21 protein-coding genes are annotated in these 23,157 nt (G+C 68.4%); 6 read left to right on the top strand and 15 right to left on the bottom strand.

Features of this window, described 5'->3' with window-relative positions; translation table 11 throughout:
* The first annotated feature begins 9 nt into the window (after positions 1 to 9).
* Entirely contained in the window at positions 10 to 999 is a 990-nt protein-coding gene (locus ACZ52C_RS24220; RefSeq protein ID WP_469076706.1) for a GlxA family transcriptional regulator, read from the top strand.
* Between the two features lie 110 nt (positions 1,000 to 1,109).
* On the opposite strand, the gene thpD is transcribed toward ACZ52C_RS24220, so the two are convergent.
* From thpD to ACZ52C_RS24170, 10 genes are all read right to left on the bottom strand, one after another.
* On the bottom strand, positions 1,110 to 2,078 hold the full coding sequence (gene thpD, locus ACZ52C_RS24215; protein ID WP_469076705.1) for an ectoine hydroxylase: 969 nt from the start codon (positions 2,076 to 2,078) through the stop codon (positions 1,110 to 1,112).
* Entirely contained in the window at positions 2,075 to 2,692 is a 618-nt protein-coding gene (ectA, locus tag ACZ52C_RS24210; RefSeq protein WP_469076704.1) for a diaminobutyrate acetyltransferase, read from the bottom strand. The genes thpD and ectA overlap by 4 nt, the downstream gene beginning before the upstream one ends.
* Complete coding sequence (locus ACZ52C_RS24205) at positions 2,689 to 3,135, bottom strand: ectoine synthase (protein WP_469076703.1); 447 nt, start codon at positions 3,133 to 3,135, stop codon at positions 2,689 to 2,691. The genes ectA and ACZ52C_RS24205 overlap by 4 nt, the downstream gene beginning before the upstream one ends.
* Positions 3,136 to 3,157: 22 nt before the next feature.
* A complete protein-coding gene (ectB, locus tag ACZ52C_RS24200; protein ID WP_469076702.1) occupies positions 3,158 to 4,429 on the bottom strand; it encodes a diaminobutyrate--2-oxoglutarate transaminase in 1,272 nt (423 codons plus the stop codon).
* A complete protein-coding gene (locus tag ACZ52C_RS24195) occupies positions 4,426 to 4,704 on the bottom strand; it encodes a phosphopantetheine-binding protein (RefSeq protein ID WP_469076701.1) in 279 nt (92 codons plus the stop codon). Before ACZ52C_RS24195 ends, ectB begins: the two co-directional genes overlap by 4 nt.
* A gap of 92 nt (positions 4,705 to 4,796) precedes the next feature.
* Positions 4,797 to 6,488 (bottom strand): class I adenylate-forming enzyme family protein, encoded by a 1,692-nt coding sequence (locus tag ACZ52C_RS24190; protein WP_469076700.1) that lies wholly within the window; start codon positions 6,486 to 6,488, stop codon positions 4,797 to 4,799.
* Entirely contained in the window at positions 6,488 to 7,540 is a 1,053-nt protein-coding gene (locus tag ACZ52C_RS24185; RefSeq protein ID WP_469076699.1) for a holo-ACP synthase, read from the bottom strand. The genes ACZ52C_RS24190 and ACZ52C_RS24185 overlap by 1 nt, the downstream gene beginning before the upstream one ends.
* Complete coding sequence (locus tag ACZ52C_RS24180; protein ID WP_469076698.1) at positions 7,537 to 8,946, bottom strand: type III PLP-dependent enzyme; 1,410 nt, start codon at positions 8,944 to 8,946, stop codon at positions 7,537 to 7,539. Before ACZ52C_RS24180 ends, ACZ52C_RS24185 begins: the two co-directional genes overlap by 4 nt.
* Before the next feature lie 272 nt (positions 8,947 to 9,218).
* Entirely contained in the window at positions 9,219 to 9,548 is a 330-nt protein-coding gene (locus ACZ52C_RS24175) for a hypothetical protein (protein ID WP_469076697.1), read from the bottom strand.
* 86 nt (positions 9,549 to 9,634) lie between these two features.
* Positions 9,635 to 10,480 carry a helix-turn-helix transcriptional regulator gene (locus ACZ52C_RS24170; RefSeq protein WP_469076696.1) on the bottom strand — a complete coding sequence of 282 codons (846 nt, stop codon included), beginning with the start codon at positions 10,478 to 10,480 and terminating at the stop codon, positions 9,635 to 9,637.
* A 397-nt stretch (positions 10,481 to 10,877) separates the two neighbouring features.
* Here ACZ52C_RS24170 and ACZ52C_RS24165 point away from each other — a divergent pair, with 397 nt between their 5' ends.
* From ACZ52C_RS24165 to ACZ52C_RS24155, 3 genes are all read left to right on the top strand, one after another.
* Positions 10,878 to 11,819 (top strand): alpha/beta fold hydrolase, encoded by a 942-nt coding sequence (locus ACZ52C_RS24165; protein WP_469076695.1) that lies wholly within the window; start codon positions 10,878 to 10,880, stop codon positions 11,817 to 11,819.
* A 43-nt stretch (positions 11,820 to 11,862) separates the two neighbouring features.
* Positions 11,863 to 13,104, top strand: a complete 1,242-nt coding sequence (locus ACZ52C_RS24160; protein ID WP_469076694.1) for a winged helix DNA-binding domain-containing protein — start codon at positions 11,863 to 11,865, stop codon at positions 13,102 to 13,104.
* A gap of 96 nt (positions 13,105 to 13,200) precedes the next feature.
* A complete protein-coding gene (locus ACZ52C_RS24155; protein WP_469076693.1) occupies positions 13,201 to 13,677 on the top strand; it encodes a DUF4231 domain-containing protein in 477 nt (158 codons plus the stop codon).
* 62 nt (positions 13,678 to 13,739) lie between these two features.
* On the opposite strand, the gene ACZ52C_RS24150 is transcribed toward ACZ52C_RS24155, so the two are convergent.
* Both ACZ52C_RS24150 and ACZ52C_RS24145 read right to left on the bottom strand, forming a co-directional pair.
* Entirely contained in the window at positions 13,740 to 13,934 is a 195-nt protein-coding gene (locus tag ACZ52C_RS24150) for a DUF397 domain-containing protein (protein ID WP_469076692.1), read from the bottom strand.
* Complete coding sequence (locus ACZ52C_RS24145; protein ID WP_469076691.1) at positions 13,934 to 14,779, bottom strand: helix-turn-helix domain-containing protein; 846 nt, start codon at positions 14,777 to 14,779, stop codon at positions 13,934 to 13,936. Before ACZ52C_RS24145 ends, ACZ52C_RS24150 begins: the two co-directional genes overlap by 1 nt.
* Positions 14,780 to 14,958: 179 nt before the next feature.
* On the opposite strand from ACZ52C_RS24145, the gene ACZ52C_RS24140 reads away from it, so the two are divergent.
* Positions 14,959 to 15,633, top strand: a complete 675-nt coding sequence (locus ACZ52C_RS24140) for an ATP-binding protein (RefSeq protein WP_469076690.1) — start codon at positions 14,959 to 14,961, stop codon at positions 15,631 to 15,633.
* Between the two features lie 63 nt (positions 15,634 to 15,696).
* Here ACZ52C_RS24140 and ACZ52C_RS24135 read toward each other — a convergent pair whose 3' ends face one another.
* Positions 15,697 to 18,849 (bottom strand): DEAD/DEAH box helicase, encoded by a 3,153-nt coding sequence (locus ACZ52C_RS24135; protein WP_469076689.1) that lies wholly within the window; start codon positions 18,847 to 18,849, stop codon positions 15,697 to 15,699.
* A 161-nt stretch (positions 18,850 to 19,010) separates the two neighbouring features.
* Between ACZ52C_RS24135 and ACZ52C_RS24130 the strand changes: the two genes are divergently transcribed.
* A complete protein-coding gene (locus ACZ52C_RS24130) occupies positions 19,011 to 20,084 on the top strand; it encodes a YDG/SRA domain-containing protein (RefSeq protein ID WP_469076688.1) in 1,074 nt (357 codons plus the stop codon).
* A gap of 306 nt (positions 20,085 to 20,390) precedes the next feature.
* Here the strand turns inward: ACZ52C_RS24130 and ACZ52C_RS24125 are convergent, their stop codons facing one another.
* Positions 20,391 to 21,401: an SEC-C domain-containing protein gene (locus tag ACZ52C_RS24125; protein ID WP_469076687.1), complete on the bottom strand. Its 1,011-nt coding sequence runs from the start codon at positions 21,399 to 21,401 to the stop codon at positions 20,391 to 20,393.
* Between the two features lie 132 nt (positions 21,402 to 21,533).
* Positions 21,534 to 23,096: a glycoside hydrolase gene (locus tag ACZ52C_RS24120; RefSeq protein WP_469076686.1), complete on the bottom strand. Its 1,563-nt coding sequence runs from the start codon at positions 23,094 to 23,096 to the stop codon at positions 21,534 to 21,536.
* Positions 23,097 to 23,157: the final 61 nt, after the last annotated feature.

Genomic DNA, 23,157 nt, shown 5'->3' with positions numbered 1-23,157 from the left:
AATGTGGCCATGTCTGTCTTCGCCCATCCCGGACGCCACCGCGTCGCCGTACTGGCCCGTCAGATGCTCCTGCCCATCGAACTGGGCATCGTGCACCAGCTGTTCGGGCAGGCGAGAGAGGGCGCGACGGCGGAGGGGGAGCCGCTGTACGAGGTCGTCACCTGCGGGCTGCGTGCCGGTGTCACCCGCACGGACGGCGACTTCACGGTCGACGTGCCTCACGGCCCGGAGGCGTTGGCCGAGGCGGACACCGTCATCGTCCTCTCGTCCCACGAGGACTACGTCCAGGACACCCCCGACCTCACCGCCCCGCTCACCGAAGCCCTCGCCCGCATCCGCCCCGGCACCCGGATGGCCTCCATCTGCACCGGCGCGTTCGTCCTCGCCTCCGCCGGACTGCTCGACGGGCACACGGCCACCACGCACTGGCGGTACACCGACCTGTTCGCCCGGCTGTTCCCCCGGGTCGAGCTGGACCCCGACGTCCTCTACACCGACGGCGGTGACGTCCTGACCTCGGCCGGCTGTGCCTCCGGCATCGACCTGTGCCTGCACATGATCCGCCGCGACCACGGCACGGCCGTCGCGGGCGACGTGGCCCGCCGCACGGTCGTTCCCCCGCACCGCGAGGGCGGCCAGGTCCAGTACGTACGGCGCCCCGTGCCCGCCGTCGCGGCGCCCGCCACCTCCGCCGCCCGCGAATGGGCGCTGCGGCACCTCCACGAGCCGGTCACCCTGGGGCAGTTGGCGGCCCGGGAGGCGATGAGCGTGCGCAACTTCAACCGGCGGTTCCGCGACGAGGTGGGAACGACGCCGATGAACTGGCTCACCGGACAACGCGTCGAGCGGGCGCGGGAGTTGCTGGAGGAGTCCGACCTCCCGGTCGACCAGATCGCGGCCCGCACCGGCCTCGGCACGGCGGCCAACCTGCGCCGGCACTTCCAGGAGGCGCTGGGCACGTCCCCGAGCGCGTACCGGACGACGTTCCGCGGAGCGTGACCTGCGTGACCTGCGTGACCTGCGTGACCTGGGTGCGTGAGCTGCCGGACGCCGAGCGGGGCGGCCCCTTCACGAAGGGGCCGCCCCAGGTCGTACGGTCGTACCGTCGCTCACATGCCGCGCGGGAACTCCCGGTTGCCCAGGTGCTGCGGGCGGGGCACGGGCGCCGCGTACGGCTCCTCCAGGGTGTTCTCCACGCTGTTGTAGACGATGAAGATGTTGGAGCGCGCGAACGGGGTGATGTTGCCGTTCGAGCCGTGCATCAGGTTGGAGTCGAACATCACCGCGGACCCGGCGGGCCCGGCGATCTGCCGGATGCCGTGCTCCTGCGCCATCCGCGTCAGCTGCTCGGGGCCGGGCGAGCCGACGGTGATCCGGTGCACCCGCAGGGACTCCTTGTGGAAGTCGGGGGGCGTCTCGCCGACCGACGGGACGAAGGTCCGGTGCGTCCCCGGCATGACCATGAGCGGCCCGTTGAACTCGTAGTTCTCGCTCAGCGCGATGGACACGCTGAACGCGCGCGGCCGGGGCATCCCGTCCTCGGCGTGCCAGGTCTCGAAGTCCGAGTGCCAGTCGAACTGGGCGCCGCCGAAGCCGGGCTTGTAGTTGACGCGGCTCTGGTGGACGTACACCTCCGAGCCCAGCACCTGCCGGGCCACGTCCATCAGCCGGGGCGAGGTGAGCAGGTCCGCGAAGACCTCGCTGACCTTCTCCACCTCGAACACGGAACGCAGACGGTCGGAGTCCGGCTCCAGCACCACGCGGTCGCCCGCCAGGATCGCCGGGTCCTCGCTCAGCCGCTGGAGCTCCGCGCGGTAGAGCTGGACCTCCTGCTCGCTGAGCAGGGCGTCGAAGACGTGGAAGCCGTCGGCCTCGTAGCGCTCCAGCTCCCGCCCGCTCAGCGGCCCCTCCCGGGTGCCCCACACGACCGGGTCGACGCGCGGCTGGGCGACGGCCTCACCGGTGACCCGGGTCGGGTAGTGGTCGGGGCGGGTGGAGGTGTCGGTGGAGGCGTTCGTGGAGGCGTTCGCGGAGGTGCGAGAGGTGGTGGCGGTCGAGGGGGTGGTGGCGGTGGTCATGCCTTCTTCTCCTTCTCGGGGTGGGTGGTCGTGCCGGTGGTGAGGGTGCCCGTGACCGGGTCCGTGAGAGGGCCGGCGAGGGGGCCGATGCGGTGCAGGACCTCGTCGTGGTGGCCGTCGCCGAGCCACGCGGCCGGGAACAGCACGCGTTCGGTGACCTCGGCCGACCGCTTGCGGGCGTACTGCTTGAGGACCATCTGGATGGCCTTGTTGTCCGCGGAGACGGTGGCCTCGACATGGCGGGCACCGCGCTCGCGCTGCCGCTCGGCCGCCGCCTCGAAGAGCCGTACGCCGAGGAACGGGATGCCGTGCCGGGGGCTGACGGCCGTCTGCCAGACGAAGTACGTGTCGGGCTCGTCCGGGCGGCGGTAGCCGGTGAGGAAGCCGACGATCTCACCGTTCACGGTGGCGAGCAGCGAGCAGTCGGCGAAGTCCCGGAACCACAGGACGTAGGAGTAGGGGCTGTTGGTGTCCAGGCCGGGTGTGTCCTTGACCAACTCCCAGACGGCGAAGCCGTCTTCGGGGCGGGGCTCGCGGAAGACGGCCCGGCGGGTCGGTTCGGGGGAGGGGATGACGGGCCGCGCCCGGTTCTCGGTGGTGGTGGGGCTGGTCACGGCCGGCCCACCCCCTCGGGGGTCAGGCCGGGCGCCTCGGTCGGCACGGGCGTCTCGGTCAGCAGCGGGTACGCGCCGCTCGCGTCGTGGTCCTCCGCGCCGGTGACCGGCGGGTTGAAGACGCAGACGTAACGGGAGTCCGTCCTCGGGCGGAGCGTGTGCCGCTCATGGCCGTCGAGGAGGTACATCGTGCCCGGTGTGATCCAGTGCTTCTCGCCGGTCTCCTCGTCGGTGAGCTCGGACTCGCCCTCCACGCACAGCACGGCCTCGATGTGGTGGGCGTACCACATGGTCGTCTCGGTGCCGGCGTAGACGGTGGTCTCGTGCAGGGAGAAGCCGACCTGCTCCTTGGCGAGCACGATGCGCTTGCTCTCCCAGGTGCCCGACTCCGCCCTCACATGACGGTCGGTGTTCTCGATGTCCTTGAACGATCGGACGATCACGGTGAGTTCAGCCTTTCAGTGGTCAGACGGTCTCGCGGACGGCTCGGGCCAGGACGCTCAGCCCTTCGTCCAGTTCCTCGGGGGTCACGGTCAGCGGCGGCAGCAGCTTGACGACCTCGTCCTCGGGACCCGAGGTCTCCAGGAGCAGACCGAGTTCGAAGGCGCGCCGGCAGACGGCCGAGGCCCGGCCCCGGTCGGTGAACTCGACGCCCCAGACCAGGCCGCGCCCCCGGTGGGCGGCGTCCCGGTGCTCGTCGACCAGGGCGAGCAGCGCCTGTTCGACCTGCTCGCCGCGGGCGAGGGTCTGCTTCTCGGTCTGGTCGTCGCCCCAGTACGCGGCCAGCGCGGCGGACGCGGTGACGAACGCGGGGTTGTTGCCGCGGAAGGTGCCGTTGTGCTCGCCGGGCTCCCAGACGTCCCACTCCGGTTTGCACAGCGTCAGCGACATCGGCAGGCCGTACCCGCTGATCGACTTGGAGAGGGTGACGATGTCGGGCGTGATGCCCGCCTCCTCGAACGAGAAGAAGGCGCCGGTCCGCCCGCAGCCCATCTGGATGTCGTCGACGATGAGCAGCATGTCGTGCCGTTCGCACAGCACGGCCAGCGCGCGCAGCCACTCGGGGCGGGCGACGTTGACGCCGCCCTCGCCCTGCACGGTCTCGACGATCACCGCGGCGGGCGTGTCCACCCCCGAGCCACTGTCCTCCAACAGCCGCTCGAACCAGAGCAGTTCGGGAGCGTCGTCGCCACGTCCGTCGAGGTAACTGTCGTACGGCAGTCGTACGGCGTGCGCCAGGGGCACTCCGGCTCCCGCCCGCTTGAAGGCGTTGCCGGTGACGGCGAGCGAGCCGAGGGACATGCCGTGGAAGGCGTTGGTGAAGGAGACGACCGTCTCCCGGCCCGTCACCTTCCGCGCCAGCTTCAGCGCGGCCTCCACCGCGTTGGTGCCGGTCGGCCCCGGGAACATCACCTTGTACGGCAGATCACGTGGCCTGAGGACGAGGTGCTGGAACGTCTCCAGGAACGTCCGCTTGGCCGTGGTCGCCATGTCGAGGCCCTGGGTGACCCCGTCCCGCTCCAGGTGGTCGAGCAACGCCCGCTTCAGTACGGGGTTGTTGTGCCCGTAGTTGAGGGAACCGGCGCCCGCGAAGAAGTCCAGGTACGAGTGGCCGTCCTCGTCGTACAGCCGGCTGCCCCTGGCCCGGTCGAAGACGGTGGGCCAGCCACGGCAGTAGCTCCGGACCTCCGACTCCAGGGTCTCGAAGACGCTCAGGTCGGGCGGGGCGATGGTCATACGGCGGCCCGCTCGGGGATGTCCGCCGTGGCGCCCGAGGCGAGGACGAAGTCGGTGAAGGTGTCCACGGAGACGAAGTCGTCCGCGTCGAGCTCCTCCGGGTCGACGACCAGGCCTATGGAGTCCTCCAGGGCCATCAGCATCTCCAGCATCGTGGTCGAGTCCAGGTGCAGGTCGTCGAAGAGGCGGATGTCGCCGTGGAGGCCGGTGACGGGACGTTCGAGGACGTGGGTGAGGGCGTTCTCGAGCGCGGAGACGACGTTCTGACGGTTCATGTGCCTGTCCTTCGGGTTTTGGGTTTCCGCTTTCCGGTTTCGGGTTTCCGGTTCGGGCTTCGGGGTGGGGTGAGGTGGGTGGGTGGGAGAACTCAGTGAGCCGGTGCGGGGGTGAGGGAGTCCGGCGAGGCGACCAGGGTGGCCAGGGCCTTGCGGTCGACCTTTCCGTTGCCGTTCACGGGGAGCGCGTCGAGGCGGACACAGCGGCGGGGGATCTTGAAGGGCTCGATCAGGTCGCGCATGCGCTCGCGCACCTCCTCCGCCGGGAGGTCCGTGACCACGGCGAGCACCGCGGACCGCTGCCCGTCGGGCGGCAGGACGGCGGCGGACACGACACCCTCGACACGGGATGCCGCCGCCTCCACCTCGGTGGCGCTGAGCCGGAAGCCGCGCTCCTTGTAGAGGTCGTCCCGGCGCCCGGCGAAGTACAGGTAGCCGTCCTCGTCCTGCCTGCCGTAGTCGCCGGTGCGCAGTTCGGGGAAGAGCCCCTCGGCGCGCGGGAAGCGCTCGGCGGTCAGGTCGGGGCGCCGCCAGTAGCCGGCCATCACATGCGGTCCGCGCACCACGAACTGCCCGATCTCCCCGGCCGGCAGCCGTTCGCCGCGGTCCCCGACGACGAACACCTCGGTGCCGGGCAGCGGCAGACCGCACGAGCCGGGCCGGGCGAGGTCGCCGTCGGGCGGCATGATCGCGGTGCGCTTGCACTCGGTGAGGCCGTACATCACCTGGATCCGCAGCCCCGGCAGCGCGCCGCGCAACGCGGCCATCGTGGTGTCCGACAGCGCCGCGCCGGTGTTGGTGAGCAGCCGCAGCCTCGGCAGCCGCCCGCCCGCCGCCCCGCCGGAGCCGCGCCGCAACAGCCACGCCAGCCGGTCGGCCACGGACGGCACGCCGGGAAGCACGGTGGCCCCGCTCTCCTCCAGGTTCCGCAGCAGCGGCGGCCCCGACTCCGCGACGGTGCCGAGATGCAGCCGGGCGCCGCTCAGCGCGCAGAGGTAGAGCTGATAGAGGCCGTAGTCGAAGGAGAGGGGCAGCGGGCAGTACACGACGTCGTCGGCGCGGTAGCCGAGGCAGGCCTGGATGGCGGAGGCCGCGAACAGCACCTGCTGGTGGGTGCTCACCACGGCCTTGGGCAGAGCCGTGGTGCCTGAGGTGTAGATGAGGCTGACGGGGTCGGTGGTGGGAGGGCTGGGAGGGAGAGTGAGGGTGGAGGCCGGGGGAGGGGGATCGGCGGGCGTGTGCTGCGGGCCGGTGGTGTCGGCGCCGGGCGGGTGCGGGGCCGGTGCCGACGGCAGTGTCGGTGCGGGTGCGGGTGCGGGTGCGGGTGCCGGTGCCGGTGCCAGTGCCGTCCGTACGAGATCCTCGATCCGTACGGCCGCCACGCCGGCCCCCTCCGCGGTGCGGAGAGCCTCCGGGTCGTCGGAGACGAGGGCGCGGGGCTCGCAGTCGCCGAGCACGTGCTCCAACGGGCCGCCGCGCACCTGCTCGTGCAGCACGCTGAACACCGCCCCGATCCGGGACGCGGCGTACACCAGCATCGCCACGCCGAGCCCGTCGGCCGCCTTCACGACCAGGCGGTCACCCCGGCCCAGCCCGTCCCGCCGCAACCGTCCGGCCAGCCGCGCACTGGCTTCCGCCAGCTCGCCGTAGGAGAGGACACCACCGCCGGTCGTGCTCAGGGCGGGGGCCCGGGGGTCCCGTTCGGCGGCGAGGTCGAGGAGGTGGTGGAGGAGATGGGGGGTGGAGTCGGGGGCGCGCAGCTGCTGCGGGGACTCTGCGGACATCACTGCTCCCTCGTCGTGCCGGCGCCGGTCGAGGCCATAGGGGTGTTCGTGGTCGCGACGGTGTTCGTGGCCGCGACGGTCCTCGTGGTCAGGCGGGTGTTCGTGTCCCTGGCCGCCCCCGTCTCGCGCCTCCTCGTGGCCTTCCTCATGGGCACCACCGTCGTGGCCGTGGCCGCGCAGACGAGCTGGGGTTCGTCGAGCACCTCGGCGGTGCTGTCACCGGCTGCTGAGTCGGATCCGGCCCCGGCCCCGCTACCGGCCCCGGGCCGCGCGGCGATCACCTTGTGGGCCCGTAGCTCCACGATCCGGCGCAGCCGGGTGCTGCGGACGAGCCGACCGCTCGCCTCGATGTAGTCGCCGGGGTGCACGGGCGCGGTGAAGCGGACGTCGGAGTACTCCGAGAGCAGCCCCTCGTCGCTGTCCGTCCGTACGGTGATCTCGGTGACCAGATCCCCGAAGAGCCGCAGGATCCGGGCGCCGTCGACCAGCCCGCCGCCGTAGTGGGCGTCCTCCTGACCGATCCGTACGCGCAGGAAGGCCATGGTGGGCTGCTCCGCGTGCTGCTCCGCGTGCCCCTCCGGGCTGCGGTGGTGGTCCTCGTCGCTGTCCGCCGCGGACGACATGATGGCGAACTCCTCTCTGTCGCTGGCACTTTCGATGGGGCCGTGGTCGCATCCACGGGCGTCGCCGGGCAGGGCGATCGCGACCGCCGCGACGACGTTCTGCTTGTGGGTGATGGACAGGGCGATCTCCGGCGGCCCCAACCGCGCCGCCCGCCCCCGGAACCGGACCGCGGGAGCCCCGTCGGTGTCCCGGTCCACCCAGATCTCGTACGGCGCGACGCCCTGGAGCATCCCGGTGCCCAACACCTTGAGCACCGCCTCCTTGGCCGCGAACCGCCCGGTCAGGAACTCCAGCCGCCGCTCGGCCCCCATCGCGTCGGCGAGTGCCGTCTCCTCGGGGGCGTAGGCGAACCGCAGGAACCACGGCCGCCCGAGCAATGCGCGAAGTTCATCGCGGTCGAGCACGTCGACGCCGATCCGGAGGTTCAAGGCGTCCCGTCGTAGTCGACGAAGTCGTCGTCGTTCTGGCGGTCTTCGCGGACTTCGCGGCCTTCGCGTTCTGCGCGGTCTTCGAAGAATTCGACCTCTTCGAAGTCGACGAGCCGCTGCTTGAAGTCGACGAGCCGCTGCTTGGCGAGCAGGTCGTCGGTGGTGTCCCGTTCCCGGACCAGATGGGCCCGGCCACGGTGGACGAGGACCTCGGCCGGATAGCCGTGGCTGAGGAAGAGCCCCGGCGACGCGGTCGGCCCGTACGCCCCCGAACGCTCCACCCCGAGCAGGTCCCCCGGCCGCACCTCGGGCAGTTCCACCTTCTTGGCGACCACGTCGTTGGGCGTGCAGAGGGGGCCGGTGAGGGTGTAGCGCCGTACGGACGGGTCGGCTGCCCCTGTCGCCGGGCGCGGCGGCCCCAGGTGGACCACGGGGAAGTTGCGCTTGACGAAGCTCCCGACGCCGACCGCCGCCATGTGGTGATTCGTACCGCCGTCCGCGACGACGAACGTCTCGCCCCTGGACTCCTTGACGTACCGGGCGCGTACGACATACGTGCCGGCCGTCGCCGTCAGGAAGCGGCCCAGTTCGATGATCAGCCGGCACTTCGGGTTGCGCGCGGCGAAGGGCGCGATCGCGGCGCGCATGCCCGCGCCCAGGGCGGGCAGGTCGAGGTCGTCCTCGTTGTCGAAGTAGGCGACTCCCAGACCACCGCCGAAGTCCACGGTCTCCAGCGGGAAACCGAGCCGCCCCGCCAGGTCCTCGGCGGCGGACAGCACCTCGCGGGTGTTGCGGACGACGTCCTCGTGGTGCAGGAACCGCGTCCCCATGTACGCGTGGACGCCCCGCACCCGGATGTTCCGCAGCTCGGCCAACTCGCTCTTGGCGCCGCGCAGTTCCTCCTCGTCGATGCCGAACTGCCGGGGTTTGCCGCCCATGGCCAGCCCGGACCCCTTGGCACTGAAGGCGGGGTTCACCCGCAGCACGACAGGAACCCTGCGCCCGTGCTCGGCCGCCAGCCGGTCCAACTGCCGTAGCTCTTCCATCGATTCACACACCACCGCGTGAATCCCGGCCTCCACACAGGCCGTCAGCTCGCGCAGGTCCTTCCCCGGCCCGAGGAAGATGACGTCCTGCGGCGCGACCCCGGCCCGGAGGGCGGTGACGAGTTCGGCGTACGAGGAGACCTCGGCGCCCGCGCCCCGCGCACCGAGGAAGGCGCACACGCTGATGTTCGGGTTGGCCTTGAGCGAGAAGAAGATGTCGACGGACTCGGGCAGCAGACCGCGCAGTTCGCGGAAGGTGCCCTCCAGTACGTCCGCGTCGTAGACGAACAACGGCGTACCGAATTCCTCGGCCAGCTCATCGAAGGATTGTCCCTGGATCTGGACGCGCTGTACACTCACGAAATTCCCTTTCTGGGTTTTCCGGCCCCCGCTGATGCGGTTCACTGCCAGCCGGAGTCGTCCTGATTCTTGCGAACAGGTCCCCTGGGTGTCGCGAATGCCATGAGCGCACTGCCTTGCGTATTGCTTGCCGTGAATTCCATGAATCCCGTGACTCCCGTGAACTCCGTGCCCATTCCTGTGAGGGCGCTGGGGTGCTTCCGACAAACAAGAGTTTTGCGGCTCGGAGAGGCGCTGGGAAGTGGAATCCGATGGCCCAAACTGGCCGTGTCCTATTCAGTCCTGGGCCACCAGGGCCAGCCCGCGTCCGGCACGAACAGGGGCGACTCGGAACACCGCACCTGCCAGCTCCGCAGGTCGGGCCGACACGCGGCGGTCCGTCGCCAGAGCCGTTCCGCCCGGGCCTCCGCCTCTTCGAGACAGGCCGCGCGCAGGAAGAACCCCACCACGGGGCGCGTGGGATCGTCCCGGTGCACGGTGACATGTTCGAGTGCGTCGGAGTCACCGGCGCACGCGGCGATCGCCGACCTGGTGTCCGCCGGCAGGGAAGCGCCGCAGGGCACACGGCCGGACGGCTCCAGGGCAAGGTGAATGAGATACATCCCCCTAGCTTGGGGCGCTCGCCGCATATGCCCTGCCGACGGTCGCTGGACGCTTCGGGCCATGGCCGGGACCGGCCACGCCCGGCTCACCCCTGAATGAACCCCAGCTGTGCCGCCCGCACCCCGGCCTGGAAGCGGCTGCGGGAGTCGAAGTGCTCCATCAGGGCGGTGGCGATACGGCGGGCCGTGCGCGCCGAGACGCCGAGCCGCTTGGCGACCATCTCGTCCGTGTGCCCCAGCGCCAACAGCCGCAGCGCCTCCAGATGCTGGGCGCTCAACCCGTCCGGCTCCCGCTGCTGCCCCTCCACCCCGAACGGCTCGGCCGTCCGCCACACGTTCTCGAACAGCGCCGCCAGCGCGGCGACCGTGCCCTGCGCCCGGTGGATCGTGACCCCGGCCCCCGTGTCGTCACTGTTCGCGGCGATCAGCGCGACCCGCCGATCCCAGATGATCATGCGGTTGGGCAGCGAGGGCGCTGTCCGTACCTGCGCCCCGTAGGAGGTGAGCCACTCCGCGTGCGACACGGACGCGGAGTCGTTGCGGATGCTGTCGAGATAGACGGTCCGCATCCGCACCCCCCGGTCCAGCAGCCGCCGGTTCAACGGCCGCGAGTTGCGCATGTTCTCCTCGGTCTGCGCGCCGCCGGGCGCGAAGGTCAGGAACTCGTCCTCGACCTCGTTGTTCATCGCGGCCAGATGGTCCCGAATATTGTCGAGTCCCTCGACGTGTTCCGCGTCCCCCTTCACGGTCGCGGAATCGTCGAGCGCGAACTCCGAGAGAATACGGGCGGCCGCCGCCCGGCCCTCCTCCACCCGCTGCTGCTGAACGGCGAGTTCCGCCTGCTGCCGGGCGATCAGCATCTCCATCCCCAGTTGGGGATTGAGGGCGTGCATACGCTGCGGGTCCTCGGCGGACGGCCGTATGAGCGCCATTTCGCTGAGTCTGTCGAGAGCGGCACGTATTTCTTCCCGGGAGAGACCTAATGCGTGGCTCAGTCCCGTGACGCCGGATTCGGGATGAGCCAGCATCCCCCGGTAAACGGATTCGGTGCGGGCGTCAATCCCAAAGACATCGAGCATGCGTCTCATCCATCCAGTACGGGTCCCCTTCGCACGCTCACGTCCGGACCCGCGGCGACGCCGACGCCGACCCGGGCCCCCTCTCGTGATCATGCGTTGCTGGTCCGCTACCCCGAGTGGCTCCCGACACGCCCGCCTCCAGCCCGCCTTCAGCAGATGTACACACCACGCACGCGTTTCACGACCGAGACCGTGGGTAACCGGAGCGGTCCCGCTGACACCGCCGCCCCTCGGCCGTCACGATCGTGCGATGACCCCCACCGTCGCTCACCTCACCACCCCGGACGGCGTCCGCCTGGCCCACCGCGCACACGCCCCGGCCCACACGCACACGCACGGCCGCACCCTCCTCCTGCTGCACGGACTCGCCGGCCACCAGGGAGAGTGGGACGACCTCGTACCCCGGCTCCTGGCGGACGGCCACCGCGTGGTGACGTACGACGCCCGGGGCCACGGCGCGAGCACACGCCGCCCGACGGACATGAGCCGGGCGGCGTGTGTCCGGGACGCGGTGACGGTGATCCGGGAACTGTGCGGGGCGGTGCACCCGGACCAGCGCCCCGCGGCCCGCCCCGACCAGACGCCCCCGGCCTTCCCGCCCCAGCCCCCGCACTCCGCGCACCCTCCTCACCTTCCTCTCCCATCCCACCCCCGTCTGACCCTGGTGGGCCAGTCCCTCGGCGGCCACACGGCCTTCCTCACGGCGGCCGCGCACCCGGAACTCCTCGACTCCCTGATCCTGATCGAGGCGGGCCCGGGAACCCCCGACCCCACGCTGCCCGCCCACATAGCCGCCTGGCTGGACAGCTGGCCCATCCCGTTCGACTCGCCGTCCCGGGCGGCAGACTTCTTCGGTCACCCGAGCTGGTCCCACAACCTCGAACGCCGCCCCGACGGCTGGTACCCCAGGACGGACCGCGCCGCGATGCTCGCCGCGGTCGCGGAACTGGCCGATACGCCGTACCACGCGGAGTGGGCCGCCACCACCTGCCCCACCCTCGTCGTACGCGGCGCGCACGGCACGATGGCGGCCGCCGACGCCGCCGCGATGCCGACCACCCGCCGTCCGGGCACCCGAACAGACCTCACCGTGATCGAGGAAGCGGGCCACGACGTACACCTGGACCAGCCGAGCCGCCTGCACACGAAGATGGCGCGATTCCTCAACTCGTGCCGCCTGGTCGGCAGTTGAAGCAGCGTGAACGTAACCGAAGGGGCCGGGAGACAATCACCCCATGGGGATCAGAAATCTCACCGCCCAAGCCCTCAACCGGGCAACACTCGCCCGTCAACTGCTCCTCTCACGCGAGCAGTTGGAGGTGACGGAGGCGGTACGACGCATCGTCGCCCTCCAGGCCCAGCATCCGGCCTCCCCGTACATCGCGCTGTGGAACCGCCTGTCCCCCTTCGACCCCACCACGCTCGACGCGGCGCTCACCGACCACCGCCTCGTACGGGCGACGCTGATGCGGATCACCGTCCACATGGTCCACGCGGACGACTACACCCCGTTCCGCGAGGCGATGGAACCGACCCTGCGAGGCTCCCGCCTCGGCGACCCCCGCTACCGCGCGTCCGGCCTGACGGCCGCCGACGCCGACGCCTTCCTCCCGCCCCTCCTCGACCACGCCGACGGCACGGTCCGAACGGCCGCCGAACTCCGCACCTGGCTAGAGGCCCACCTGGCCGCCACGACCACGCCGAACACGACCACGCCAACGACCACGCCGAACGCGGCCACCTCGAACACGGCGGCCTCTGCCACCCTGGACACCGGCGCCCACCGCATGCTCCGCCACTACGCGCCCCTGTGGCACGCCGCCACGGGCGGCCCCTGGTCCTTCGACACCCGTCAGTCCTACGTGGCGGCCCGACCCCGCCCGTCCCTCACCGACCCGGAAGCGACCGCCGAGGGCCTACGCACCCTCATCCGCCGCTACCTCCAGGGCTTCGGCCCGGCGACGATCGCGGACATGGCCCAGTTCGCGCTGGTCCAACAGCGCCGCGTCAGAACGGCACTGGCCACCATGTCGGAGGAACTCGAAACCCTGCGGACCACCGACACCGGCCAGACCCTGTACGACATCCCGGGCGCCCCACGGCCCCCGGAGGACACCCCCGCCCCACCCCGCCTGATGGCCATGTGGGACAGCACGCTCCTGGCCTACGCGGACCGGAGCCGCCTCCTCCCACCCGAGTACCGCAAGTACGTGACCCGCATGAACGGAGACGTCCTCCCGACCCTCCTGGTGAACGGCAAGGTGGCCGGCATCTGGCGCCCCCTGGCCGACTCCATCGAGGCCACGGCGTTCCACCCCCTCCCCACCGCGACCTGGGAAGCCCTCGCACAGGAGGCCACGACCCTACGGACCTTCCTCACCACCCGCTCGGACCCCACCCCATACCGCCGCCACGACCACTGGTGGACGAAGCCACTCCCGACGACCTCGGAAACCCACTTGCTCCCCACCGATTGAGGTCACATCCTCGACGGAACCACGGAGCGAGGGGTCGGCCAAACAACGAACCCGCCCCGTTCTTCAACTCGTACCGTCGACCTGAGGATGTCCTGGATGACCGACCACCGGCCGCCTCCGTCCGCACTCCCACCCGCGGAACTGGCAGGCTGGGTACAAGGCCAACTCAGTAGAGGCATGCAGTGGTCGGAAATACGCCGCGCGCGTTTCCGCCGCTTCGCCACCCTCATCAAACTGCTGTCCCTGGCCTTCTCCGTCGCCTCGACAGTGATCCTGGGCATCCAAGACCTGGACTTCTGGGCCAGCCTGGCGTTTTCCCTGGGCGCGGTAGGGGTGGCCATCAGCGCGGTCGAGCCCTTCTTCAACTGGCGTGCCCGCTGGGTCCTGATGGAGGAATCGGAGGTCAGGCTGCGCCGCATCCGAGACGAACTGGAGTACTTCCTGGCCAGGACACCGCCGGACGCGATCCGTTTCGAAGACGTCGACCCGTACTTCCAACGCTCCCAAGAGGTATGGACCGACATCAGCCGCAGATGGCTGGACCAACGGCACCCTGACCAGCGCGGCATGTGACGACACCACCCGTGTCCCTGGGACTCTGTCTACAGCCGGACGAGTTTCCTGGCTCTCGGCGCTCAGATACCGGACTTCTGAATGGCTGCAATGAAGTCAAACCAGGCTCTGTCGCTGAAGGCCAGCCAGGGCATGGTCTGGTCCTTGCTGTCCCGTACGGCAGCACCATCTAGCCCGAAGGCGGTCTCCACGCACTCGGTTCCGCTCCCTCCGCTGTAGGAGGACTTGAACCACTGGCGCTCGGACCGTATCGGCATCACAACTCCCGGCTTATGCGGTGGATCAGTTGCGTCGAGGACTCAAGACCGAGGGCTTGAGCTTTGAGGTACTGGAACGCCAACCTATACCGCTCCAGTTCCTGCGGCTTTTCCATGAAGAGGCCGCCGCCGATCAGGTCCACGTAAACCACATCGAGGTTGGGCGTCTGGCCGGCCAAGATGAGGAAGCTGCCAACGGCCGGTGCGTGGGCTCCTGTTGAGAAGGGCAGCACCTGGATGGTGATGTGTGGGAGCTCTGCCATCGTCAGTAGGTGGCGCAGTTGATCGCCCATGACCTCAGGTCCGCCAACTGCTCGTCGGATCGTGGCTTCGTCGATCACGCACCAGATGTGCGGTGGCTCCTCTCGTTGAAGGAGCTCCTGTCTCTTCATGCGAATGTCGACCATGTGTTGCACTTCTCGCTCGGGACACTGTTTCTCCGAGGCTCGGTGGACGGCCTCGGCGTAGTCCCGCGTCTGGAGCAGGCCTGGAATGAACATGCAGGCGTAGTGATCCTCCCGAAGTACCTCGTTCTCCAGGGTGAGCATGAGGTTCATGGACTCGGGGATCGGATCGGCCAGTGATCTCCACCAGCCTTGGACCTTGGCCGCTTTGGCGAGTTCGACCAGCGCGAGACGCTCGCCCTCGGACACGTCGTACTCGCGACAAAGGGCGTCCACGGTGGGCCACTTGACCGAGCCTTCTTTGGTCTCGTAGCGGCTCAGCGTTGCCTTAGAGATGCCGACGCGGGCGCCCGCCTCCTCAAGGGTGAACCCCTTGAGTTCACGCAGGCGGCGCAGGTCGGCGCCCAACTGGCGTCTGCGGGTGGTGGGGCCAACTGCCATGCTCTGGGGCCTTTCAACTCGAACCGTCAGATCCTGGGGCTTCCTCGCCTGTCTTCGCAACGCGATGCGCGCCGGGGGCGTGCGGTGCGTTGGCGCGCTCCCAGTGGTGGGAAATGAGAGTTCCATTTTGAGAGTTCCAGGCACAGTGCTACCAGCGGGCCCAAGTGGAGGCGTGGAAGATGGACTGCATCGCGGGAGTGCTGAGGAAACCTTGGAGCCTGCCTTTCGTGGCCGAGCCTCAAGCGGTGGCGGCCATCCGTCGGATCATGCGGATCCACTTGGGTCTCTGGGGTCTGCATGAGGTCATTGAGCCTGCCCAACTCTGCGTCAGCGAGCTCGTGTCCAACGTCATTAACCACGTTGGTGTGGGCACCCCCACCACCCTCGCAGTCTCCATGAACGGAACCCGTCTACGGATCGAAGTACGTGACCCTGACGCTCGGACTCTGCCCACGCTTCTCAACGCCGCCGACGGCGATAGTGAGTCTGAGACCGGACGAGGCATGGCGTTGGTTGACGCCGTCTCCGTGCGGTGGGGCATTCAGCCGCACGCGGATTGGAAGGTGACTTGGTGCGAGTTGGCGACAGGGCTGACCTCCGACAGTGGTCATACGGGAGGCCTGCCCGTCAGCCGTGCTGAGGCGATTCTCGGACTGTACGGGACTGCACCACTGTCGCGGCCGGCTGTACCCAGCGCTCTTGCTAGGGCCATCGCTGAAGAAGCAGTTAGCGCTCTGATCGCCGACCTACTGCACTGGGTGAGGGCCCACGGGCGCGACGCCGATGACGTACTTGATCGGGCACAGAGCCGCTTCGAAGCAGAGATGTCGGGGCAGGGCATGCCGCCTTCGTAGGGGAAGCCGCTGTGGAGGCGGATCGCCCGGGCTGGGCCGTGGGCCCTCATCGGTGTGCGTGCCCTAGCCGCCGGTGAGTGCTGAGTATGTCCATACGTCAGCCGGCAGTTCGTGCTCCAAGCGCCATGTAATCGCCATGGGTTTGCTGCCGGTGTGCTCCTCGTACGTAGCCGGCCCAAGGAGCATCCAGGGGTGTGCCTTGCCGATGTCGGTGTCCTTGTACCGCCGCATGAACAGCAGCACATGGCTGCCCTCCTGCACATGTTGCTGATAGCGCAAGCCCGTCCGGGAGCTCTCGGCTGTCGCGTTCTGGGACTCCCAGTGGAACAGCTTGGGGCTCAAGGCGAAGTCCTTGTACCGGACCGTGGGGGAGAAGTCCTTCTCGTTCTTCTCCAGGGTGATCAGCAGGGCATCGGTTTTGAGGTCTTCCACCCACTGCACGCCTTGCGCGAATGACCTGGGCATCTGGCCACCGAAACGAGCCACGCCGAGCGCAGCCAGTATCTCTGAACGGTTGTACGAGCTGTGGACTTTCAAGGGAACGTGGCGGTGTGGGCCCGACAGGGGGATGGGGAAGTGGTCGTACTGCTCCATGACGTACGCCAGGACCTGGCGCAACTCATCGCGTACCGCCCACTGGGAGCGTAGGGAGTCGAGGCCCTCCTGGAAGCTCGTGAAGCCCCCTGCGTTGTCCCAAAGGTTGAAGAAGAGCATGCGCGCGTACGCCTGATCGCTTGGCGGCAGACTGTCGTACGCCGGGGCTTCATCGGCAAGGAGCCGCAGATAGGCCTTGGCTCGATCGTGGTCGTCTACGTGGAGGAAGGCATGGACTCGCTTGAGGAGTGCAGCTTCCCCTGCGGGAGCTGGCTCTTTGAGTGCGCCGGTCTTGCGCAGGACTGCGGTCCAGGAGCTGTCGCTCTTGTAGAGCTCTTTGATTTCGCGGCGACTCTCCCGGAGGTAGTCCGCGAGACGGGGAGTGCGGTAGTCCTTGACCTCCTTCACCAACGTCTTGACTGTGGCGCCCAGTTGGCTGCGGATGTTGTCCAGGACAAGGTCCTTGGACTTGCCCTCCAGAATGATCTGGCAGCCCGAAGGTAGCTGGGGGAAGTCACGCTCCATATGGTCGACCAGCCGGCTGCGGGAGAGGTTCGTCAGAGCACGGAACTGCTCCTCGAAACGGAACTCCGCCCTGTGCTGGCCGATGAAGTCGAGAACGGTCAGGACTGGTTTGGTTTCCGTACGGCGAAGGCCTCGTCCCAGCTGTTGCAGGAAGAGGGTTGCGCTGCTGGTAGGCCGGAGGAGTAGCAGAGTGTCAACGTCAGGGATGTCGAGGCCCTCGTTGAACAGGTCGACGGAGAAGACCACTTGAAGTCTGCCATCACGGAGGTCGGCGAGGGCGCGCGACCGAACCTCAGCGGGAGTGCCGCTGTCGAGTGCTACGGCTTGGAAGCCGGCCTTGCGGAAGAAGTCGGCCATGAACTCCGCGTGCTTCTTGCCCACGCAGAAACCTAGAGCCCTCATAGCTCGGGGGTTCGAGACCTTGTCTTGGATTTGCTTGACGACGATGCGGGCTCGGGCGGGTGCATCGGTGCCCGTATAGAGGCTTTCGAGGTCACGGTCGCTGTAGCTCCCTCTCTGCCAGCCGAGGTTGGTCAGGTCGGTTCCATCAGGGATACCGAAGTAGTGGAAGGGGCACAGTAGGTCGTTCTCCAAGGCTTCCCAGAGCCGCATCTCTGCTGCGATGCGGCCATCGAAGAACGTGTCTTGCACATTGCGCCCATCCATGCGCTCAGGAGTGGCGGTGAGACCCAGGAGTTGCTTCGGCTTGAAGTGGTCAATGACCCGGCGGTACGTGGCTGCCGTGGCGTGATGGAACTCGTCGATCACGACGATGTCGAAGTGGTCCGGAGCGAGGTGCTCAAGACGCTGGTCGGTGAGCGACTGGACGCTGGCGAACACATGTGTCCACTGACGTGGGTCCTGGCCGCCGTAGAGGAGTTCCCCGAACGAGGCGTCGTCGAGCACTTCACGGTATGTACGCAGGGATTGCTTGAGGATCTCCTTGCGGTGTGCAACGAACAGCAAGCGCGGATTCCGGTCGCCGAGCAGCTTGCGTAGATTTCGGTAGTCCAGCGCTGCCATGACCGTCTTGCCGGTTCCGGTCGCTGCCACCACGAGGTTGCGGCTCCGACCTCGGATCTCACGCTCGATCTGGAGCCTTTCCAACATGTCCTGCTGGTGCGGGAAGGGGCGCACTTCAAGCCCTGAGAGGCTGATCTTCAGATCAGCGGTGGGGCCGGTCCCGCTTGCCTGAGATAGCGCCTGGTCGAGGCGTTCTCCGTCGGCGTCGGGGTCGTACACCTCGAATGCGCTGTCGTTCCAGTACGCGTCGAAGGTGGACTCGAACTTGTTCAGCACCGCCGGAGTGGCTACCGAAGACAGCCGTACGTTCCACTCCAGGCCGTCGAGCAGCGCCGCCTTGGACAGGTTGGAGCTACCGACGTATGCCGTATCGAAGCCGCTCTTGCGCCGGAAGAGCCAAGCCTTCGCATGTAGTCGCGTCGAGCGGATCTCGTAGTTGACCTTCACCTGCGCACCAAAGTCTCGGACGAGACGGTCGAGTGCGTGGCGGTCGGTTGCACCGATATAGGTGGTCGTGATGACGCGGATGGGGATGCCGCGTTCCTTCGCTGTACGGAGCGAGTCTTCGAGGACGCGCAGCCCGTACCACTTGACGAACGCACAGAGCAGATCGATCCGGTCCGCTGTGGCCAACTCAGCGCGCAGCTCGCTGCCGAGGCTGGGGTCCTCAGGAGAGTTGGTGATCAGCGCAGTCTCAGAGAGCGGCGTGAGAGGGCGGATGGCGTAGACGCCAGGGGCTTCTTGCTCGGCAAGGGCGAGGAGTTGACGAGGTCCGTCTGCGATGAGCTCCACCGCATCGTCCTGCTCCACCCCCGCCGAGGCAGTCGTGAGTGACTCAATGATCTGGTTAGCCAAAGCGACCCGCTTGCCCTGCGGCAGCTGGCTGAGCTTGCGCCCAACGGCGTCACCGATGTGGCGAGCGAGTACATGCGGGGACGATTCTTCGCTGACATCTACTTCGATGGCCTTCCAGCCGCCAGAGCTCAACTGCTCCAGCTGCGCCTGTATGCGCTGGGTAATCAGCTCCTCGTACACACCAGCGGCAGGGTGTGACAGGTCCCCCGGCTGAGCCACGCTGACTCCCTCAGTCTCTCGTCTAGCACCTGCACCGTTGTAACAGCTCCGACTGACAATCGGTGGAGATGCGGCGCAAGTCGGTCACCAGTCGACGAGTTGATGATCGTCCGCAGCAACTTAGTTGACTCAAGTGATCAACTGGGGTCCAGTATGGTCGCGTGAGCAACGGACGAACAATCGGGCACATATCGGGCATCGATCCTGGCGCGGAGTTCTATCGACGCCTACAGGTGAAGCGAGCGAACCTGCACAGAGACACGGTGCGAGGGATTTCGTGGCTGGCTGATGAGGCGGACGGCAGTGATGTTGCCGATGCCATCGTTTTGCACGGCGGCTACGAGGACGATGAGGACCGCTGGGCCTGGGTGCGGTACACGGGAGCTTCGCCTGACGTTGATAAGTACAAGGAAAACGGTGTCCCGAAGCTCCGGCGAAGTCAATCTTGGGAATATCGAGATAACGCCGCGCTGAGACGTAGCTTCGAACGAGGTCACCCCATACGTGTCATTCGTGGCTGGAATGGGGAAGCCAGGTATTCGCCGATCGATTGCTATCGGTACGACGGGCTCTACCGCATCACGCACATTCGCATGGCATTAGCGAAGTCTCCAGCCCCGGACGGCACGCCCATCGAAGTCTGCCAGTTCGATCTGGAGCGCTTGCCAGAGGAACTTCAGCGGACGACCACGGTCGAGCGGCAGATCCATAATCTGCTGGAGGAGGTGCAGGAAGAGCTTCCGCTGGCCGATTCGAATGCGGTCGAGAGTGAATCGGGGAACGAATCTGAGGAGGAAGCGGACGAGGCGGCGCCGATAGGGGAGAAGTTTCCCGAGAAGCGCTCGGCGACGGTGCAGCGGCTGGTCCGTGATGCTGCCGTCCCGAGGAAAGTCAAAGCGCTCTATGGTGGAGCGTGCCAGGTGTGCGGTCTGCGCTTGGTGGGACCGAACGGAAAGACGTACAGCGAAGGTGCTCACATCCAACCCCTTGGCGAACCGCATCGGGGCCCTGATGTGGAGCCGAACGTCTTATGCTTGTGTCCCAACTGTCATGTTCGCCTGGATATTGGCGCCATAGTCATTGAGGACGATTGGTCGATCCATGTGCGTGTAGATGCGGCCGTTGGCGAAGTGCATGCCAAGCTCGCGATGCACCGCAAGCATAAGGTGCATGTGGACTACATTCGGTATCACCGTAAGCATTGGCAAGGGGGTTCCGGCGGCAGCGTGGAGTAGGGCTATTGAGGCGCCGTAGGGCCACTCGCTTCTTGGCAGTGTCGCGCTTCCGCGGCCCGCCTCAAGGGCGCTTCGCGTCGCCTTCGGCGATGGCCCTTCGGGTCACCCTTGACCCGGGCCGCTCCAGCGCGGGGGAGAAGCGAGCGAGCGGCCCGGAAGGGTGGTGGTCCGGCCGAGTTCAGGTGGAGGGCGGCCGGATCGCGGGGCGGGGTTCGGGGCGCGGTCCCGTTTCGCAAGCACGCCGGGTCGGCTCAGCGGCTTGCGGAGAGTGGTGGGGATCCGGTTCCGACCGTGAGTGGTTCGCGGTTACGCGCCGTGGCACGTCTCGTACGGCTTGTTCGAGCCGCACCAGCACGCGCTTCCCCTCTGTGGGGGCCAGGAGACAGCCAACCCCCGCGCCGCCAGCGTCGTCGCGTACTGGGGGAGCAGGGTTACGTCGTCGGGGGACGAGCCTTCCGACGCCGCGAACGCCTCGTAGGAGGGGACCGTGCCTGTGACGATGCCCAGGTTCGGGGTGCCGGAGGCCGACAGCTCACGTAGGGAGGCCTCTATCGTCGCGAGGTGGGCCTCGTGGGACGGGTATTCGGCGGTCAGGCCGGGGTAGGCCGACACCAGCTCCGACAGTTCGGCGGCCGGCCAGTGCAGGACCGCCACCGGGAACGGGCGGGACAGGGCCTCCCGGTAGGCGCCCAGTTCCGCGCGTAGGCGGGAGATCTCGGCCTGGAGTTCCGCCGGGTTGTCCGAGCCCAGGGACCAGACGCGCTTGGGGTCGTGGAGTTCGTCCAGGGAGATCAACGACGAGTGGAGGGTGTCCGCCACGGCGTCCCAGTTGTCGTGCGTCGCGCCCAGCATGCGGCGCACCCGGTGGCGGCCGAAGAGCAGCGCCCGCGTCGCGTACGGGGGTTCCGGGACGTCCGTCAGGAGGAGGGTCACGGCCGACGTGAAGGTGTCCTGGGCCGCTTCGAGCTCGTCGTGGGCCTCCAGGGCCTCCGCCACGATCACCCAGGGGGCCGGGTCGCGCGGAGCGGCCGCGCGGACTCCGTCGATGATCGCGCGGGCCTCGGCCTCGTGGCCGTACTCCCAGAGGTTGGCCGCTTTCAGCGCGCGTACGAGGTGGGGGTTGTCGAGCGGCGTGGAGGACGACAGCAGGCGGTCGTAGAGGGTCGTCGCGGTGGGGCGGTCGCCGGCCAGTTCCCGGTGGGCCGCGGCCTGCAGCAGCAGGTGCTCGGCGTCCTCCGGGTAGAGGTCGGCGGTCCGCTCCAGGCGTGCCGCTTCGGCGTGGTGGTCGACGTTCTCGGCAGGCGTGTCGGGGCGCATGGACGACACCGTACTGCCGATGGGGGGACGGAGGGGGGGGCGGAGGTGAGGCGCGGGTGGAGGTGGGAGGGGGCAGGGCCGGGGCGCGCCCGCTCCCACCTCCGCTTTCGGCGTCCGCCGGCGTCGGCCGCCCTAGATCGTCACTCCGTCGATCTGCAGTGTCTGCACCGCGCCGGCCGCGAACGGGACCGCCACCGACTTGCCGTTCAGGCGGGTGTCCGAGTAGGCGCGGTAGCGGTCGCTGCCGCCCGAGGTGTGGGTGTTCCAGCGGGGGACCAGGCCGCCCGAGCCGCCGGTCACCGTCGTGAAGCCCGAGAGGTTGAAGGTGAAGGTCTGGGCGGTGGTGGCGGTGTTGATCGCCACGATCACCAGGCGCTTCGCCGCCGCGTCGTACGCCGCCGCCGTGTAGCTGGAGCCCGCGTCCAGGATCGTCATGCCCGGGCGGATGTGGCGGCTGAACTGGGCCATCACGTAGTACTTGGTCTGGACGGTGGTGGGCTGGAGGGTGTTCTGGTCGTACGCGATCATCGCCCAGCCCGCTGTCGGGTCCATGACCTGCCAGTAGACCCAGGCCGTGGGGTGCAGCCAGCGGAAGTCGTAACAGAGGTTGCGGGCGAGGGTCCAGCCCGTGCCGTCACTGTCGCCCGTCTCCGAGTTCCAGAGCTTCTTGCCTGCGGTGGTGACGACGTCCGTGTAGAGGAGGTCGCGGCGGCCGTTCGCGCCCTGGTAGCCGTGCACGTTCACCTGGCTGACCAGGGATTTCGTGGAGGCGTTGAAGGAGTTCCAAGTCGAGCGGGCCGTGTCGTAGTTCGTCTCGTCGGAGGCCGAGATACGGACCGAGTTCAGGCCGCGCGCGTCCAACTCGCTGCGCATGTACGGCAGTACGGCCGCCTGGACCGCCGGGTCCATGTGGCAGCCCTCCTGGGTGCCGGTCGCCGTCCACCAGGTGGAGGCCGGCTCGTTGAAGGGGTCGACCGTCGCGAAGTTCACGCCCCAGTTGTTCTTCGCGTACAGGGCCGTCGCCGCCAGGTGCGAGGCGTGCTGGCGGTAGTTCCAGGTCTGGAGGTTGTTGCCGCCGCCGGAGGCGCCCGAGGGGTTGTGGTTGGAGCACATCCACCACATCGGGGAGTTCGCGAACAGCTCGGTGGTCGCGCCTCGGGCCACCGCCTTCGTCAGGGCCGCGCGCTGGTTGGCGTCCGCCGTCCAGTCCCAGGCCGAGGAGGTCGGGTTCTCGTTGGTGTAGTCCTGCCAGAAGCCCTCGATCTGCTTGAAGGCGGGGATGTTGGGGGACTTCACCATCGACTCGCCGTCGATGGAGTTCCAGCTGCACGCGCCGAGGTTGTAGCGGGCGATGTTCATGCCCAGGCCGGGGAGGGCCGTGCCGTTGTACGTCGTCGTCTTCGTGGTGAACCACAGGTCGGCGAAGTCGTCCCGGGCGCCGAAGACATTGGCCCACCAGGCGAGCGAGGTGCCCCAGCCCTCCCAGGTGCCGTACTTGGTGGCCGGGTTGATGGCGATCGTCGCGTCCGCGCTCGCCGTGCCGGTGCCGAGGGCGGTGCCGACGACCGCGCCGCCGGCCGCCGCCAGGAGCGCTCTGCGGCCGAAGGAGGGCGAGTGCCCCGCGGTCCTGTCGGGTGTCGGGGACTCCGCTGTCGATCTCGGTCGGTCGTTCGTGGGGTCGGGGGATGCGGTCATGTCAGCTCCGGGGGATGCGGGTGACGCGGGGAGGGGAAGGAGACGGACGGGGAGCGGTCGC

Source organism: Streptomyces sp. NPDC034049 (assembly GCF_055575575.1).
Note: the sequence above shows the minus strand (reverse complement) of the source record. Positions and strands in the feature narration are given on the sequence as shown.

Coding starts and splice junctions, on each gene's coding strand:
- ACZ52C_RS24220 (WP_469076706.1), top strand. CDS start 10: ATGTCTGTCTTCGCCCATCCCGGACGCCACCGCGTCGCCGTACTGGCC.
- thpD (WP_469076705.1), bottom strand. CDS start 2,078: ATGACCACCGCCACCACCCCCTCGACCGCCACCACCTCTCGCACCTCC.
- ectB (WP_469076702.1), bottom strand. CDS start 4,429: ATGACCATCGCCCCGCCCGACCTGAGCGTCTTCGAGACCCTGGAGTCG.
- ACZ52C_RS24195 (WP_469076701.1), bottom strand. CDS start 4,704: ATGAACCGTCAGAACGTCGTCTCCGCGCTCGAGAACGCCCTCACCCAC.
- ACZ52C_RS24190 (WP_469076700.1), bottom strand. CDS start 6,488: ATGTCCGCAGAGTCCCCGCAGCAGCTGCGCGCCCCCGACTCCACCCCC.
- ACZ52C_RS24175 (WP_469076697.1), bottom strand. CDS start 9,548: ATGTATCTCATTCACCTTGCCCTGGAGCCGTCCGGCCGTGTGCCCTGC.
- ACZ52C_RS24170 (WP_469076696.1), bottom strand. CDS start 10,480: ATGGCGCTCATACGGCCGTCCGCCGAGGACCCGCAGCGTATGCACGCC.
- ACZ52C_RS24165 (WP_469076695.1), top strand. CDS start 10,878: ATGACCCCCACCGTCGCTCACCTCACCACCCCGGACGGCGTCCGCCTG.
- ACZ52C_RS24160 (WP_469076694.1), top strand. CDS start 11,863: ATGGGGATCAGAAATCTCACCGCCCAAGCCCTCAACCGGGCAACACTC.
- ACZ52C_RS24155 (WP_469076693.1), top strand. CDS start 13,201: ATGACCGACCACCGGCCGCCTCCGTCCGCACTCCCACCCGCGGAACTG.
- ACZ52C_RS24150 (WP_469076692.1), bottom strand. CDS start 13,934: ATGCCGATACGGTCCGAGCGCCAGTGGTTCAAGTCCTCCTACAGCGGA.
- ACZ52C_RS24145 (WP_469076691.1), bottom strand. CDS start 14,779: ATGGCAGTTGGCCCCACCACCCGCAGACGCCAGTTGGGCGCCGACCTG.
- ACZ52C_RS24140 (WP_469076690.1), top strand. CDS start 14,959: ATGGACTGCATCGCGGGAGTGCTGAGGAAACCTTGGAGCCTGCCTTTC.
- ACZ52C_RS24125 (WP_469076687.1), bottom strand. CDS start 21,401: ATGCGCCCCGACACGCCTGCCGAGAACGTCGACCACCACGCCGAAGCG.
- ACZ52C_RS24120 (WP_469076686.1), bottom strand. CDS start 23,096: ATGACCGCATCCCCCGACCCCACGAACGACCGACCGAGATCGACAGCG.